Raw genomic sequence first — 14,063 nt, forward strand, 5'->3', positions numbered from 1 at the left:
GGTTGATAACGATATTGATTCTCATTATTATCCTGATGATTGGAATATACAAAATCAGGAGAATATCTATGTCATTTTCATTTCCAGCCCTCCCCTATGCCTACGACGCCCTCGAGCCCTACATTGATGCGAAAACAATGGAAATCCATTACGACCGTCATCATCGAACCTATTTTAATAAATTCTCTGAAGCCATCGAAAACAGTGACTACGCAAATGAAAGCTTAGAAGCACTGTTTGCCAACGTATCAAAATTACCTACTGCAATTCGCAACCACGGCGGTGGCTTCTACAATCACAACCTTTACTGGGCATGCATGTCACCCAATGGCAGTCCATTCCCGGGAGGGCTTCTGGCAGAATCCATCCACTGCCACTTCGGCAGCTTTGAGGACTTCAAACACCAGTTCAGCGAAGCCGCTGCCAACCATTTTGGATCAGGGTTCATCTGGCTAATCGTTACTGAAGGCCGGCTTGAAATAACGACCACCAGTAACCAAGACAACCCGCTCATGGACGTTGCCGACAAACAAGGTATCCCCATTCTAGCTCTCGATGTCTGGGAACATGCCTATTACATCAACTACCAAAACAAACGCCCAGACTACATTGCGGCATGGTGGAATGTGGTGGATTGGCAGCAAGTCGAACAACACTATATCGACAGCCTTCATACCCAATGATTACGGAGAAGAAAACGCGATGAACACATCACGGTGGGAGCAACATACTTTGCTGGCTGATAATGCCGTTAAAAGTAACGACTTTCTAATGGCGGTTGTGCATTACCAACTGGCTCTAGCTGAATCTCAGCAGCTTGAACCACTAAGTTTCCAAACAGAAGAGCTGGAAGATTTACTCACTATAAAAGTCATGTCATGCCACAATCTAGCGAATTTTTGGCAACAACAAGGCGATGTCGAATACGAACTCAAATACCTACAATTGGCATCTGAGCAAATTATGACACTGATCCCCCAATGCCCTAGAGCACATTGCGAGAGTTTCATGTCATCACTGGGCTGTTGCAAGTCAGCATTGATCGCTTTTTTAAAACGGCACCCAAACCCGATAGTGGCCAAACAGGTTGAAAATATGAGTCTCACTAATCAATGCGAGCTCATTGCCAAATTTAAATTGCATTGAACGTGGTACGCAGATGTAGAGGAAAAAAGTCCTATACAATGAATGCTCTTAAGCCGCCATTGAATAGGACTCTCGTCCTTTATGTTTGTCTTTTCTTACAAAACTCCCCTTACCTTTTTTAGATTTTACAACTCGCGTTCTAAAGAGCGAACTGGTTACAACTGCTTTCAAAGCATTGTCTCTCACTGTACCGCGGCCCGTTTCTGTCTCTATCACCGGAGTTGATGACAACACCTTTCCGTCATCATCTATTTGCGCATATTGCTTACGTTTCTTAGCCATATAATCCAACCTTTTTGATTTATATTTAACCATCTCGCCCATAATGCTGACGATAAAGGTCTAGAAAGTAAAGAACAAATTCACGAGCAAATTTTGTTTCACAATTAGCTAGCAATACGATACCGGTCTTTGTATAACGATTAAATACCATTTCGGTACGAAACCCTCGCACCCAACCACCGTGATGAACAAACCCTGGCTGATTGGCATATTCAAAAGTTCGCCAGCCTAATGCATAGTACACATTGCTCAACTTAGCGCGATAACGATACTGATTAGCCCTTATATGAGGCTTATGCATAATCTCAAGCAAATCGGGCCGCAGTACACTCGGGTAATAACCAAACTGGGCGAGCATCCACTTTGCTAGATCTTGCGCACTCGCATTGACACCCGCGGCGGCGGGGACACGGTAATAATAAGGAGCCGGTTTCACTGCAGCACAACCATCTTTAACCCTGACATGTGGCGAGGCCCGATTCTCCGCCTCCTTATACCCCTCGATGCCAAAAGAGGCCTGATCCATTTTCAACGGAACAAAAATATGCTCTTTGACGAACGTGGGATAATCTTTACCCGATGCCAGAGCCAACATATCAGCAGAAAAATTGTAAACAATGTTCTGGTAACCATAACACTGGCCCGGCGAACAGACGAAATTGACCCTATCAAGCATTGCCAGTATCCGGCTGTAGCTGACATTGTCCTCCAGCAAATCAGAATATGCCTGAGGAACTAAACCTGTTGTATGCGACAAGACATGCCGAAGAGTAACATCCTTCCCTAACTCTGGCTCGCTAAACACAATATCATCCAGATAAGGGACAACATGGGTATCCCATTCAATCAACTTGTCGTTGACCAAAATCGACACCGCCCCAGAAGCAAATGTCTTCGATATCGAAGCCAATGGAAAAACCGTCGCCGAGTTGACCCTCTCCTTCCCCCCCCGCTTCCGGACACCATAACCACGTAGCAACCGAATCTCGCCATTAATGACAACAGCCAAGGATGCACCGGGTAACCCGAGCTTTACGGCTTGTTTTACATATTGATCTAGCTCTATAGCAATGTCATCGTTAGGCGCGGCTACAGCTGCTGACACACAGAGCAATATAGCCATACAACCGACAAGCCAGCCCCTCATGTTGACTACCACCTCACTAAGTGCAACAGGATAAGCCTAGCTCTTTCCGCTTGGAGCTTTGGCTCTTTAGTGAGACGATCCCCCTAACAACCTCGCTGTAGACTCAATATCTTAGCGTTATGAATTACATCTATTTCATCACGATATTATGCTGGCATTTATACTGAGAATTTTTTGCATCCTTCAATAAAATACTATTTTTTAGCTTTTGAACATTGAGCTAATTAATAGTACATATGTACGCTGAATTGCTATTGAGAAATATTCCAGAGCACAACTGTAAGCTAAAACTATTAATCATCGACAATTTCTACTCCTAAAAAGAACCCTTCAACAATCAGAGCTAGATTTTTTGCACTAATCCAGCAACAACACTAACCAACTGATATAAAAAGACAATCACTCATCTGACCACTATCACAACGAGATCTGGAACACATTTTGTCTTTTCAATTTAAAATTAAACGTTACAATATATCGCCTTGATATCGCTTACAGCGTTTTTTTAAGAAGGTCACCAGCATGAAAGTTGTCGATTTTATTAAGCAAAGACGTGAAGAATTTTCCCGGCATTCCTTTGACTTAAAGGAGCTACTATCTCCTTCTTTACGTGAACACTGGCTTGATTTTGTTACAAAAACAAACAAATCAAAAATCGTACAGCTTGCTGGCAGTCACGCTACTGCATCCAATGATGACGCTGTTGTGCAGACCTCCGAAACAACCAGCCATTTAGCGGCTATAAATAAAGAAAAACAAGTGAATACTGCAGAAATTCAAAATACACCAGTACAGACTCCGGCTGCAGTCGCTGCCATGAAGCCAGAAGCTGAAGTACTCTACCAAGAACTCACCGACACGCTGGGCCAAATCATTCACACCGGCGATTGGCTGCTTGTCGATCAAGGGCGCATCAATCAGTTTGCTGATGTCACAGAAGACCACCAATGGATCCATACTGATCCAAATAGAGCCGCTGAAGAGTCCCCGTTTAAAACGACAGTAGCACACGGTTTTTTGACCCTATCACTGCTATCTGTACTTACTGACAGTGTTGACCCATCAAAGCAAAAATTCCCGACAGCTAAAATGACCGTGAATATGGGGTTTAACAAAATTCGTTTCCCATACCCTGTTAAATCAGGAAATCGTATTCGCGCGACTACCAGTATTCTAGCGGTAACCCCTGTTAAACGTGGTCTAGAAATTGTTCAAGAACTTAGGGTTGAAATCGAAGGCGTACGCCGCCCAGGCTGTGTAGCAGAATCGGTTATTCAATTACACTTCTAATCCGCCGTGATATCATTGGCCGCTCTCTAAAGAGTGGCCAATCACTACCATGACGCTGTAGTTCACATTTCCCATCATACTGCCCCACCAAATTACATATTTACTGAAACTGCCTCGTATTTTACAGGCGAAAAAAATAATACTATTTTGCACCTTCGAAGATAAGTCCTAGTTTTTAGGCCATGTACTCTTTGTCGGTTCTCTATACAATGCCATCCCAACGAATACGCTCTTTTACTATTAGTCAAATAGCTGCACTTGTAACTCTAGCTCTTAGCCCATTTAGCGCCGCCCACAGCCAGACAATTTCTGGTATTAACTTGATGCATGCTACAGGCATGGATCAACACAAAATGGCACGATTTTTAGAGCATTCACCAAGCATCAAAGAATTCTATGTCAGCGAAAAACTTGACGGTATTCGAGCTATTTGGACAGGCACCTCTCTCGTCACCCGCCAAGGCAATACAATCTCGGCACCAGACTGGTTTATTGCCGCACTCCCAAAAGATATTATGCTAGAAGGTGAATTATGGGCAGGACGAGGACAGTTTCAACAAGTCACACGAACCGTATTAGACAAATATCCAAATTCAAACCAATGGCTCAACATCAAATTCATGTTATTTGATATGCCAAATGTTCAAGGGCCTTTTTCCCATCGTCTTTCTTTATTAAAAGAACATGCGAAGACATTAAACCAACCTTTCATTGAAGTAGCCACCCAACGTGAGCTTGGCAGTATAACCGAATTAGAGAGATGGCATAAAAATGTGATCGCTCTAGGTGGGGAAGGACTAATGCTGCATAACAAAAACAATTTCTATACAGCAGGTAAAAGCCCTGCATTGATGAAGTTTAAACACCATAACGATAACGAAGCCATTGTTATTGGCTATGAGCCTGGCAATGGAAAATACAAAGGTATGATGGGGGCAATTTGGGTAATCACTAGCGACAATATCAAATTTAAGATTGGCACTGGATTTTCAGACGACGATCGGCAAAACCCGCCTCCGCTCGGTAGTTTTATCCAATACCGTCATAACGGGTTCACTAACAGCGGCATACCTAGATTTGCCCGATATGTACGATTGCGGCCTAGCCCTGATAGCTAAATACAACTCACGCCTAAACATTATTTATCACCACTCACAGCCAAAAGGATATAAAACACACCCATCAATACTCACTGTAACGCTATTATTACTTGCTTGAGGTATTCTTTCCTGCCTGTCTAAGCAGTTTTTTTCTGGTTAGCGTTTGTTGCTTCTCTGTCAACGCATCATATTCCTTTTGATCAATAATGATGCCTTGTTCTTCCAATGCAAATAGCCTCTCCCATTCCAACTCCACGAGTGCCATTTCTTTTTCTATTTTTTCATACTCGATATCGACACTCTTCTCATTATCAATGGCATCACTTTGGCCAGACACTGACAATAACAACCCTAACAATAATAGTTTATATTTCATGCATTCCTCAAAACGTATCCTGTCAATATACTCTCACTCAAAGGCAAAGCTCTGTTTTCATCGAACATTCTACAAACAAAGTATCCTACGCCTTAATGGAACAGGTATTTAAAATACAAGACTGATGGTTTCCATTCAGTTATTAACAATATATTTTTGCCATTTTTCGAGATGTTTCATAAAAAATCAAATAGCAATGAAACATAACAACAGCTTTCGCCTTAAAACATTACTGGCATTGAAATAAACAATAAAATTTTCTTTACCTATAAAAAAAGCCGCCTAATTAATTAGGCGGCTACATTTGAATTCAGCAGAGTTAAACCATTACAACTTGTATCGATGTACCTCGACTTCTAATTGATTGGCCAACACTTTTAACGTTTCTGCCTGCTGTGCCGCAGCAATGGCTTCATCTGCCATTTGATTCGCGACCTCTTGTACCCCTTCAGTATTGCGACTAATTTCAGCCGTTACACTGGACTGCTCTTCGGCAGCAGACGCGATTTGCGTTGCCATATCACTGATCACATTAATCTGCTCGGCAATAGACGTAATACTACTTCCTGCCGCATCAACATCCGTCACGCTGGTTTGTGCCAACCTGTGGCTCTCACCCATTGCTGATACAGCTTGCTGAGTTGTGGATTGCAGCGTTTCAATCATCGCTTGAATCTCTTCCGTTGAGACATGCGTTCGCTGTGACAACACACGTACCTCATCAGCAACGACTGCAAAACCCCGGCCTTGCTCACCGGCTCGCGCAGCTTCAATGGCAGCATTCAACGCTAATAAGTTTGTTTGCTCGGCGATATCCCGGATCGTTGATAGAATCGTACTAATTTTAAGAGCATGCTCTTTGAGTTCACCAATGATCCCCGATGCACTATTGACTTCGTTAGCAAGATTACCAATCGAATTTTGGCTCTGACTAGCTTGACGATGCCCCTCTCCTGCCATCGATACGGCTTCTTCTGCTGTCTTTGCCGTATTTTCCGCATTACCGGCAATTTCCTGCGTAGCACTTGCCATCTCGGTCACGGCTGTGGCAACCATCGTAATTTCATCTTGTTGTTGGCGAATATTGTGAGTCCGTTGAACCGTTGCCTCCGCTGCAACTTCTGCACTTTTATTCAACTCAACAGCAATGTCCCGCAACTTGCTCGCCATCGCATGTTGGCGCTCAACAAACTGATTAAAATTCGCAGCCAACTTACCGACTTCATCTTGTGTTTTCGTTTCAATGCGTACGGTCAAATCACCCTCACCATTGGCAATATCCGCCAATGCATCAGATACATGGTTAAGCTCGCGAAGCTGCCGGTTAACCAACCAACCAACAAATACGCAGGCAACAGCAAGGATCATCAACCCAATCAAAGTAATATCAAATACCACGTCAGCTAATGGCGCTTCCAGCACAGACTTGTCCATCACCATCAACAGCGCCCAGCCAGAATCGGGAACTGCCTGTATCTCTACAGCACGTTCGCGGCCATCAAACTGAGAGAAGAAAAAGCCTTTTCCGCTAATCGCCTGTTGTAATTGACCCATCGACAAACCCAGATCGCTAATTGGCTTGAGCTCCATTTTTTCGTTTGGGTGCGCAACAATGACCTGATTATCCATATCTACCAACACCGCATAACCATCTCCCTGTACCGGAATGGTCAGCACATCCTTCATCAGATCCCCCAGAGCCAAATCAACACCGACAACCCCGCGCACAGCCCCATTACTCATCACAGGCTCAGCGAGGGTCACTACCAATGTTTGCATGGTATGACTCATATATGGAGCAGTGACAATGTCACGCCTAGCCTGCTGCGCAGACTGATACCAACCCCGGGTACGAGGATCATAACCAGCACGGTTCAATGACGGATCATGACGATACATTTCACCTTGCGCATTACCGTAAAATGCCAAACTGAAATTACCTGATACCAAAGTCTGCTTTAGGTGAGTAACAACATTTTGCGTATTCTTTTCTGTTATCGTATTGACCGTGGCCGTTACAGCATCACGCTTTGCATTAAGCCAATCACCAATCCCCTTCGTCACCGCAACAGAAGTATTTGTCGATTCACTTTCAATCGCTTTCCAAAGCTGATCTTTCATCGATAAATAAGAAAAAGCGCCCAATGCGACTACGGTTATAGAAATCGCAGCAAAACTCGACAACAATAGTTTTAATTTTAATGTGAATTGCATAATCTTCCCTTGCTCAAAAAACGAGTAAAAAGATTATACGTAATTCAAATACAGACAAATAGCTATAATTTACAGTGTTATCAATAATTGATTTTCCGAGTTAAGCCTCCATTTATTCACTCTCGGTTCATCTTCGACTGATTAGACTAGGTAACATGAATAGGAATCAGATTATCATCACAGCCCTGTTGCTATTGTTTTCCTCACTAAGTTTCGCCGCTGTCGAGCTAGAAATAGAGGAAGATCATGACGACGTTATGCATGCCGTGGAGCAAGGTCTAATCCAGCCTTACTCTTCACTGCAGGAAACCGTCGCGCGACAATTGCATGGACGCATCATCAAAGTTGAGCTGGAGGAAGATGACGGCATTTGGGTCTATGAACTCAAATTGCTCGCACCTGATAACCGTATTATCCGTGTTGAGTACGAAGCCAAATCGCTCTCTATGATTGAGATTAAAGGCCGCGGTTTAGAAAACATCATAAAGGTAGAACAATGAAAGTGCTCGTCGTCGAAGACGAAATGACATTAGGCAACCAAATTGTTGCCGGACTAGAACAAAGCGGCTGGGTAGCAGAGCTATCCTGCGATGGTATCGATGCACTGTATCGTGCCACTTCTGAATCATGGGATGCCATCGTGCTTGATCTGGGCCTACCAAAACTAGATGGCCTTACCGTGCTTCGTGGCATACGTGATGAAAAAGTCGCCTGTCCTGTCATTATACTCAGCGCACGTACAGAACTGACCCAACGGGTAGAAGGCCTGAATGCTGGGGCTGATGACTACTTAACAAAACCGTTTCAGATGGTAGAACTCGTAGCTCGACTTCGCGCGCAAGTACGCCGTTCAACAGGCAACGCATCCCCTATCATTCAGGTAGGTGGTCTTAGCCTCGACACCCGCTCGTCAAATGTGAGTTACAACGGCACGCCGGTTGATCTTACCGCGCTCGAATTCAAAGTATTGTCATATATGATGCACAATGCCGAAAAAGTGATTTCGCGTACAGAATTGGTCGAGCATATCTACAAACAAGACTTTGACCGCGATTCAAATACCATTGAGGTCTTCATTGGCCGCATCCGTCGAAAAATTGGTACTAACGTTATCAAAACCGTTCGGGGTCTAGGGTATCGTATCAATGGCGATTAAGTCACCGGCAAAACCACTTCCAAGCCTTCGCAGCCGCTTGCTTATTGCCGCGGCTGTTTGGCTTTTGGCTATTGCTCTCGCAGCAGGGTATCTTGTTCCCCAGTTCATCAAAAGCTATCTTGTCGACCAAGAAAAACAACAGCTTTATATCTATATGGATGAACTAACCGCTCAAACCGAAGTTGATAGCAACGGTAAACTAATTCAGCCCCGCATTCTCTCAAATCCCCGCTTTCAGCAACCCTATAGCGGATTATACTGGACGCTAAAAGTCACCGATCAAGAGCTGAGATCTCGTTCGTTATGGGATACCCGCATTACCGGTAACGAGAAAAAAGGCTTTCATGGCCCGAATAACCAATCTTTGCTAGTGATCTCTCGTCAGTTTTACCTTCCTGAGATCGACGAACCGGTTCAATTAAGCATTGCTGCTAACCAAGATCATTTATTGCATACCATCACCAAACTAACCCACGGCTTGTGGTTAATGCTTGCGACTATGGTTGGAGGTATCCTGTTACTGATTTGGGCTCAAGTCTCTTGGTCGCTTTGGCCGCTCAAGAAACTACAAGCCCGTCTCAAAGATGTCCGTGAGGGCAATGCCACTGAGCTAACTGGCAACTACCCTGCTGAGATTCGCCCGGTCGTAGATGATCTCAACGCCTTATTATTTCATTATCAAGAACTGCTTGATCGTGCCAGAAATCACGCGGGGAACTTGTCGCATGCGCTAAAGACCCCAATCGCGATACTCAACAACGAAGTCGCAAATTTACCCGAGTCGCAACAACAAAAACTCTCTCCGCTATTGCAGCAATTGCAACAGCATATTGATTATCACTTAGGCCGAGCAAGAATGGCTGGGGCAGCCAATATCCTCGCAGCCAAAACAACACCTTCTGCGCGTGTAGATGCCATTTCTATGGCGATGGATAAAGTCTATGCCAGCAGAGAAGTCATTTTAGTTAACGAACTAGACAGCGATTTGGCAGTAGCTGTAGAAAAGCGGGATCTCGATGAGATCATCGGCAACGTGATCGAGAATGGATACAAATGGTCAAATAGCCTAATCCGCGTACATTTGGCCGATGAGACCCCCCGTACCCTCGCTATCATCGTGGAAGATGATGGTCCTGGAATTCCTGTCGATAATTTTGATTCTGTACTAAAACGGGGCGTACGGCTTGATGAAACAACGCCAGGTACTGGCCTAGGGCTAAATATCGCCAGCGAATTGGCACACAGCTACAGAGGTAAATTGACTCTGGGCAAGAGCGCCCTTGGTGGATTAAAAGTCACTTTGACTTTACCTAAGCCTCGTCAATAGTCTTTCGCGCGGATATCAATCGATATCCGCGAGGAAAGCTGCCACAACAGCCTCCATCTGTATTGGATCTTCTCACCGAAACAAATAACGACAAACAAGTTTTATATATACTCTCGTTGCTTAACAAGCTTGGAGGCTCTCAAGAAGGCCATAACATCAAGTTGACTATTCTAACTACCACTCCCAGAACAAAAACACTAACGCCAAGCTGATACCACCTATATTCACCGGCCAACATCCCTACCCGCTGGTAGAACATCTTGGCAATACCAGACCAATCACGGGTACGGTGACCGTAAAGATAGATCCCACGTCCCAACATAGACAAACCTACTGCCACCAACACATACTCCGTCACCATCAAGCCAATCTGCAACACGGCGTGTCCTCCCTATATCTTGAAGCACCGCAAAATATTTAATCTATCATCACGACGCGGCACGGGTATATTAGACTTAGGTAGGTGAAAAAATACGGCTGAATCAAGCAATCTGTGTGCTTATTCAATGTGTTTGGTGTAGAATCCCGCCCCCGGAAAAATCTCACGAAGGTATCGAGGCGACATGCAATTACTCGAAGCAAAACTACAAAAAATTGACCGTCATAACTATCGCAGCTATTCGAGCCTGCGCGGTGAATACCACTTCGTTGACTTCGATTTCTTCATCGACATCACACAGTCCGATCCCTATGCCCCAGCGTCGCGCGTTCGTGCCCGTCGCAAGTGGTCTCTCACTGACCTCGAATGGTTAAAAGACCAGTCTGCCGACTATCAACGTGCAGCCCGAGATTTTATTGCTCGCTACTTCAATGAATTGGCGCAGCAAATCAATGAAATTCAAATTGATCGTCCAGGCCAAACCGTTCTTGACCGTACCGCCGTTGTTTTTGATGACGATGCTATCGAGCTGCGTTTTCGCATCAACTTGCCGTCTGACGGCCGTACGATCATTGCAAAGAAAACAGCCAACCTGTTCGTACATACCATGCCTAAGGTTATTCGTCGTGCAACCATCGCGCGCGAGCTACCTATTGACGAACTGAAGCGTCACTGTGAAGCCATTGAAGACCAAGTATCCCTGCGTAAGCAACTTGCCGATAAAGGGCTTATGGCATTTATCGCAGACGGCAGTATCCTGCCGCGTCTTGCTGGTAATAGCGATCTTCCTCTTCCGGAAGCACTACCGTTTACCAGCCCAGACAATCTCGCTGTAGAGCTTCAAGCACCACATCGCGGTACCATTCGCGGTATGGGTGTACCAACAGGTATCACAATGATTGTTGGTGGTGGCTTCCACGGTAAGTCGACCCTGCTCAACGCGATCGAAAGTTCGGTTTACGACCATATTCCTGGTGATGGCCGTGAATATATCGTTACCGATGAGAATGCCGCTAAGATCCGTGCCGAAGATGGCCGTTGTGTACACAATGTTGACCTTTCCCCGTATATCAGCAATTTGCCGATGGGTAAGGACACCAACATGTTCTCCACTCAAAATGCTTCAGGTTCAACGTCACAGGCGTCATGGCTGCAGGAATCTATCGAAGCAGGCGCTAAAGCCCTGTTAATTGATGAAGACACCTCTGCAACCAACTTTATGATCCGCGACGAGCGCATGCAGGCTCTAATTGCCAAAGATGATGAGCCAATCACACCGCTTGTTGACCGGATCTCACTGCTACGTGATCAGCTTGGTATTTCAATTCTGCTTGTTATGGGCGGTTCTGGTGACTACTTGGACGTTGCCGATACTGTTATCCAAATGCATAACTACGAAGCCATCGATGTAACAGAAAAAGCGAAGCAGGTTGTTGAATCTCACCCTACCCGCCGTCAACTTGAAGGCAGTAGCGCCATTGAGCAGCCACGTACCCGCAAACTCAACTGCGCAGGATTGAAAGCCATGCTTGAAGACGGCAAATTCCGTATTCAGGTAAAAGACAAATCTTCTCTGCGTTTTGGCCGTGAGTTTATCGATCTACAAGCCCTTGAGCAGGTTGCCGATTCTAGCCAACTACACGCAATTGGTTGGCTATGGTTCCAACTTGCACAACAAAAAGGCTGGGAAAAGGCACCAAGCAAAACCTTCTCCCGTATGCTGTGCAACGATGAATGGTTCCGCTCTATGCCAAACTACGGCGATATAGCTAAACCTCGTGTTCTCGAAGTCATGGCGGTTCTTAACCGTATGCGATGCGCTGAGTTCAAATAAACGATACAAAAAAGAGCACGCAATGCGTGCTCTTTTTTATTGGCTCGTAAACAGGAAATGTAAAACCAATCACCGTAAGTAACTAGTCATAAATAATGGTTGAACAAACTAGAATGATTCATTATTTACAACAATTGGTATTCCTGATTATGACTTTCGCTGAAACTGAATCATCAAACGTTTAAGCCCTTCCAAACGTTCCACCAACAAACGGGTACTTTCAACCGACTGGTCACTGGTGTGCGCATTATCGGCCGCCAAGGCATTAATCGCATCGACATTACGGGAAATATCCATACTCACCCCCACTTGCTCTTCTACAGCAGCAGCAATCTGATGGCTATTGTCGGTCACCTGATCCAGAACCCGATTGATCGCCTCAAGCTGCTCGCCCATCATTTCCGCCTGATTGCGGCAATGGTTCGATTGCTCACCACCGCGCTCAACAGCTGCCACGGCCTGCCCTGCAATTTGTTGAAGACGGGCGATCATCGTCTGGATTTCACCGGTTGATGCTTGCGTCTTCTGCGCCAACGAGCGCACCTCGTCTGCAACCACCGCAAACCCACGTCCGGCTTCACCTGCTCGCGCGGCTTCAATCGCAGCATTGAGTGCCAGCAAATTAGTTTGATCGGCAATAGAACCGATCACATCCAGAATACCTTCAATTTGACGGCTACTATCCGACAGTGCATTGATAACTTCCTTGGATGCATCTAGCTCCTGATACAGGCGATTCACCGAGTCAATCGTTTCATCCACTCGACTTTGTCCATCTGCAGCCAGTTGTTGGGCATGACTGGTCATCGCCGAGGTACTGGCGGCACTCTCTGCCACCTCTTTGACTGAGGCGGCCATCTGGCCAATCGCAACGCTGACTTCTTCTGTCGCCAATGTTTGATGATGCAGGTTTGACTTCACATTTTGCGATTGGGCAAATTGATCCTCAGCCGAAAGCAAAATATCACCCGCAGTCTCACTGGCTCGACCGACAATTGCTCGCAATTCTGATTGGCGCATTTTCAAAGCCAGTTCCACAGGCGAATAATCGTCATATTTACCGGTATAGATGGGCTCCATGGTCGGGTTATGGTAAGCATCTTGTGCCAATAAACGGAGCTGACTCATCCGCTGCTGGGCATGAATTTGCAGAGCCAACGCTCCCCCCAATGCCACGACGCCCAAACCTGTTGGCCAATCGAAACCTTGTGTAAGACCACCAGCGACCACGCCAACCAGACCGGCACCAATCAAGCCCAGCAGAACACGTCCTTGAGACCAACGCCAACGAATAGAGGTTTGGCTGTCCATTTGACGATAAGCTTGTTCAGCCCTTTCAACCGTCGCCTTTTCCGGTCGACTACGTACAGACTGATATTCGATGACCTGACCTTTACCATCTGTTATTGGCGTGACAAAGGCAGAAACCCAATAATAACCGCCATCTTTGCAACGGTTTTTAACCAGTCCCATCCAGCTCTTGCCTGACTTGATATATTGCCATAGCTGGCCAAATGCCTTCTTCGGCATATCTGGATGGCGAACAATATTATGTGGATGCCCAATGAGTTCTTCTGCATCATAGCCCGCCACTTCACAAAATGACTCATTTGCATAAGTCACATGGCTATGGGGATCCGTTGTCGATATAAGGTTGTAAGAATCAGGATAATCCCTCTCCTGTCCTTGGCTTGAATTTAGCTGTTTTGAAATTTTGGTCATAATAGCCACTTTATTTTTTTGTATTTTTACACTACTGCAAAGTGCATCAAGTCAACGGTATATACCTAATACAACATTCCGTAGCAGTGT

14 protein-coding genes are annotated in these 14,063 nt (G+C 45.4%); 8 read left to right on the top strand and 6 right to left on the bottom strand.

All coding sequences use genetic code 11. The features are described from left to right. Positions 1-68: 68 nt before the first annotated feature. Together ABT56_RS12045 and ABT56_RS12050 are read left to right on the top strand one after the other, a co-directional pair. Positions 69-683: a superoxide dismutase gene (locus ABT56_RS12045; RefSeq protein WP_047879119.1), complete on the top strand. Its 615-nt coding sequence runs from the start codon at positions 69-71 to the stop codon at positions 681-683. Positions 684-702: 19 nt separating this feature from the next. Next, on the top strand, positions 703-1,146 hold the full coding sequence (locus tag ABT56_RS12050) for a DUF2753 family protein (RefSeq protein WP_047879120.1): 444 nt from the start codon (positions 703-705) through the stop codon (positions 1,144-1,146). 48 nt (positions 1,147-1,194) lie between these two features. Here the strand turns inward: ABT56_RS12050 and ABT56_RS12055 are convergent, their stop codons facing one another. Both ABT56_RS12055 and ABT56_RS12060 read right to left on the bottom strand, forming a co-directional pair. Continuing rightward, a complete protein-coding gene (locus ABT56_RS12055; RefSeq protein ID WP_047879169.1) occupies positions 1,195-1,428 on the bottom strand; it encodes an alternative ribosome-rescue factor A in 234 nt (77 codons plus the stop codon). A gap of 25 nt (positions 1,429-1,453) precedes the next feature. Further along, on the bottom strand, positions 1,454-2,575 hold the full coding sequence (locus tag ABT56_RS12060; RefSeq protein WP_240478301.1) for a serine hydrolase domain-containing protein: 1,122 nt from the start codon (positions 2,573-2,575) through the stop codon (positions 1,454-1,456). Between the two features lie 522 nt (positions 2,576-3,097). On the opposite strand from ABT56_RS12060, the gene ABT56_RS12065 reads away from it, so the two are divergent. Beyond that, complete coding sequence (locus tag ABT56_RS12065) at positions 3,098-3,865, top strand: MaoC family dehydratase (RefSeq protein ID WP_047879121.1); 768 nt, start codon at positions 3,098-3,100, stop codon at positions 3,863-3,865. A gap of 353 nt (positions 3,866-4,218) precedes the next feature. Next, the gene (locus tag ABT56_RS12070) at positions 4,219-4,983 is read left to right on the top strand and encodes a DNA ligase (protein ID WP_169753906.1); all 765 of its coding nucleotides are present in this window, start codon (positions 4,219-4,221) and stop codon (positions 4,981-4,983) included. Positions 4,984-5,071: 88 nt separating this feature from the next. Here ABT56_RS12070 and ABT56_RS12075 read toward each other — a convergent pair whose 3' ends face one another. Further along, a complete protein-coding gene (locus ABT56_RS12075) occupies positions 5,072-5,341 on the bottom strand; it encodes a hypothetical protein (protein ID WP_047879122.1) in 270 nt (89 codons plus the stop codon). Between the two features lie 327 nt (positions 5,342-5,668). Beyond that, entirely contained in the window at positions 5,669-7,555 is a 1,887-nt protein-coding gene (locus ABT56_RS12080; protein ID WP_047879123.1) for a methyl-accepting chemotaxis protein, read from the bottom strand. 155 nt (positions 7,556-7,710) lie between these two features. On the opposite strand from ABT56_RS12080, the gene ABT56_RS12085 reads away from it, so the two are divergent. From ABT56_RS12085 to ABT56_RS12095, 3 genes are read left to right on the top strand one after another with little or no spacing between them, the layout of a single operon-like run. Next, positions 7,711-8,055 (top strand): PepSY domain-containing protein, encoded by a 345-nt coding sequence (locus ABT56_RS12085; protein ID WP_047879124.1) that lies wholly within the window; start codon positions 7,711-7,713, stop codon positions 8,053-8,055. Further along, positions 8,052-8,711 (top strand): response regulator transcription factor, encoded by a 660-nt coding sequence (locus ABT56_RS12090; protein WP_047879125.1) that lies wholly within the window; start codon positions 8,052-8,054, stop codon positions 8,709-8,711. The genes ABT56_RS12085 and ABT56_RS12090 overlap by 4 nt, the downstream gene beginning before the upstream one ends. Further along, a complete protein-coding gene (locus ABT56_RS12095) occupies positions 8,701-10,038 on the top strand; it encodes an ATP-binding protein (protein ID WP_047879126.1) in 1,338 nt (445 codons plus the stop codon). The genes ABT56_RS12090 and ABT56_RS12095 overlap by 11 nt, the downstream gene beginning before the upstream one ends. 139 nt (positions 10,039-10,177) lie before the next feature. Here ABT56_RS12095 and ABT56_RS12100 read toward each other — a convergent pair whose 3' ends face one another. After that, complete coding sequence (locus ABT56_RS12100; RefSeq protein WP_053062467.1) at positions 10,178-10,417, bottom strand: hypothetical protein; 240 nt, start codon at positions 10,415-10,417, stop codon at positions 10,178-10,180. A gap of 184 nt (positions 10,418-10,601) precedes the next feature. On the opposite strand from ABT56_RS12100, the gene ABT56_RS12105 reads away from it, so the two are divergent. Next, the gene (locus tag ABT56_RS12105) at positions 10,602-12,251 is read left to right on the top strand and encodes an ABC-ATPase domain-containing protein (protein ID WP_047879127.1); all 1,650 of its coding nucleotides are present in this window, start codon (positions 10,602-10,604) and stop codon (positions 12,249-12,251) included. 147 nt (positions 12,252-12,398) lie between these two features. On the opposite strand, the gene ABT56_RS12110 is transcribed toward ABT56_RS12105, so the two are convergent. Then, positions 12,399-13,973 carry a methyl-accepting chemotaxis protein gene (locus tag ABT56_RS12110; protein ID WP_157037838.1) on the bottom strand — a complete coding sequence of 525 codons (1,575 nt, stop codon included), beginning with the start codon at positions 13,971-13,973 and terminating at the stop codon, positions 12,399-12,401. Positions 13,974-14,063: the final 90 nt, after the last annotated feature.

Origin of the sequence: Photobacterium aquae (assembly GCF_001029445.1) — a bacterium.
Lineage (GTDB): Bacteria > Pseudomonadota > Gammaproteobacteria > Enterobacterales > Vibrionaceae > Photobacterium > Photobacterium aquae.

What these genes read in the sequence shown, in the direction of transcription:
- ABT56_RS12045 (WP_047879119.1), top strand. Translation starts at nt 69, where the DNA reads ATGTCATTTTCATTTCCAGCCCTCCCCTATGCCTACGACGCCCTCGAG.
- ABT56_RS12050 (WP_047879120.1), top strand. Translation starts at nt 703, where the DNA reads ATGAACACATCACGGTGGGAGCAACATACTTTGCTGGCTGATAATGCC.
- ABT56_RS12055 (WP_047879169.1), bottom strand. Translation starts at nt 1,428, where the DNA reads ATGGCTAAGAAACGTAAGCAATATGCGCAAATAGATGATGACGGAAAG.
- ABT56_RS12060 (WP_240478301.1), bottom strand. Translation starts at nt 2,575, where the DNA reads ATGAGGGGCTGGCTTGTCGGTTGTATGGCTATATTGCTCTGTGTGTCA.
- ABT56_RS12065 (WP_047879121.1), top strand. Translation starts at nt 3,098, where the DNA reads ATGAAAGTTGTCGATTTTATTAAGCAAAGACGTGAAGAATTTTCCCGG.
- ABT56_RS12070 (WP_169753906.1), top strand. Translation starts at nt 4,219, where the DNA reads ATGGCACGATTTTTAGAGCATTCACCAAGCATCAAAGAATTCTATGTC.
- ABT56_RS12075 (WP_047879122.1), bottom strand. Translation starts at nt 5,341, where the DNA reads ATGAAATATAAACTATTATTGTTAGGGTTGTTATTGTCAGTGTCTGGC.
- ABT56_RS12080 (WP_047879123.1), bottom strand. Translation starts at nt 7,555, where the DNA reads ATGCAATTCACATTAAAATTAAAACTATTGTTGTCGAGTTTTGCTGCG.
- ABT56_RS12085 (WP_047879124.1), top strand. Translation starts at nt 7,711, where the DNA reads ATGAATAGGAATCAGATTATCATCACAGCCCTGTTGCTATTGTTTTCC.
- ABT56_RS12090 (WP_047879125.1), top strand. Translation starts at nt 8,052, where the DNA reads ATGAAAGTGCTCGTCGTCGAAGACGAAATGACATTAGGCAACCAAATT.
- ABT56_RS12095 (WP_047879126.1), top strand. Translation starts at nt 8,701, where the DNA reads ATGGCGATTAAGTCACCGGCAAAACCACTTCCAAGCCTTCGCAGCCGC.
- ABT56_RS12105 (WP_047879127.1), top strand. Translation starts at nt 10,602, where the DNA reads ATGCAATTACTCGAAGCAAAACTACAAAAAATTGACCGTCATAACTAT.
- ABT56_RS12110 (WP_157037838.1), bottom strand. Translation starts at nt 13,973, where the DNA reads ATGACCAAAATTTCAAAACAGCTAAATTCAAGCCAAGGACAGGAGAGG.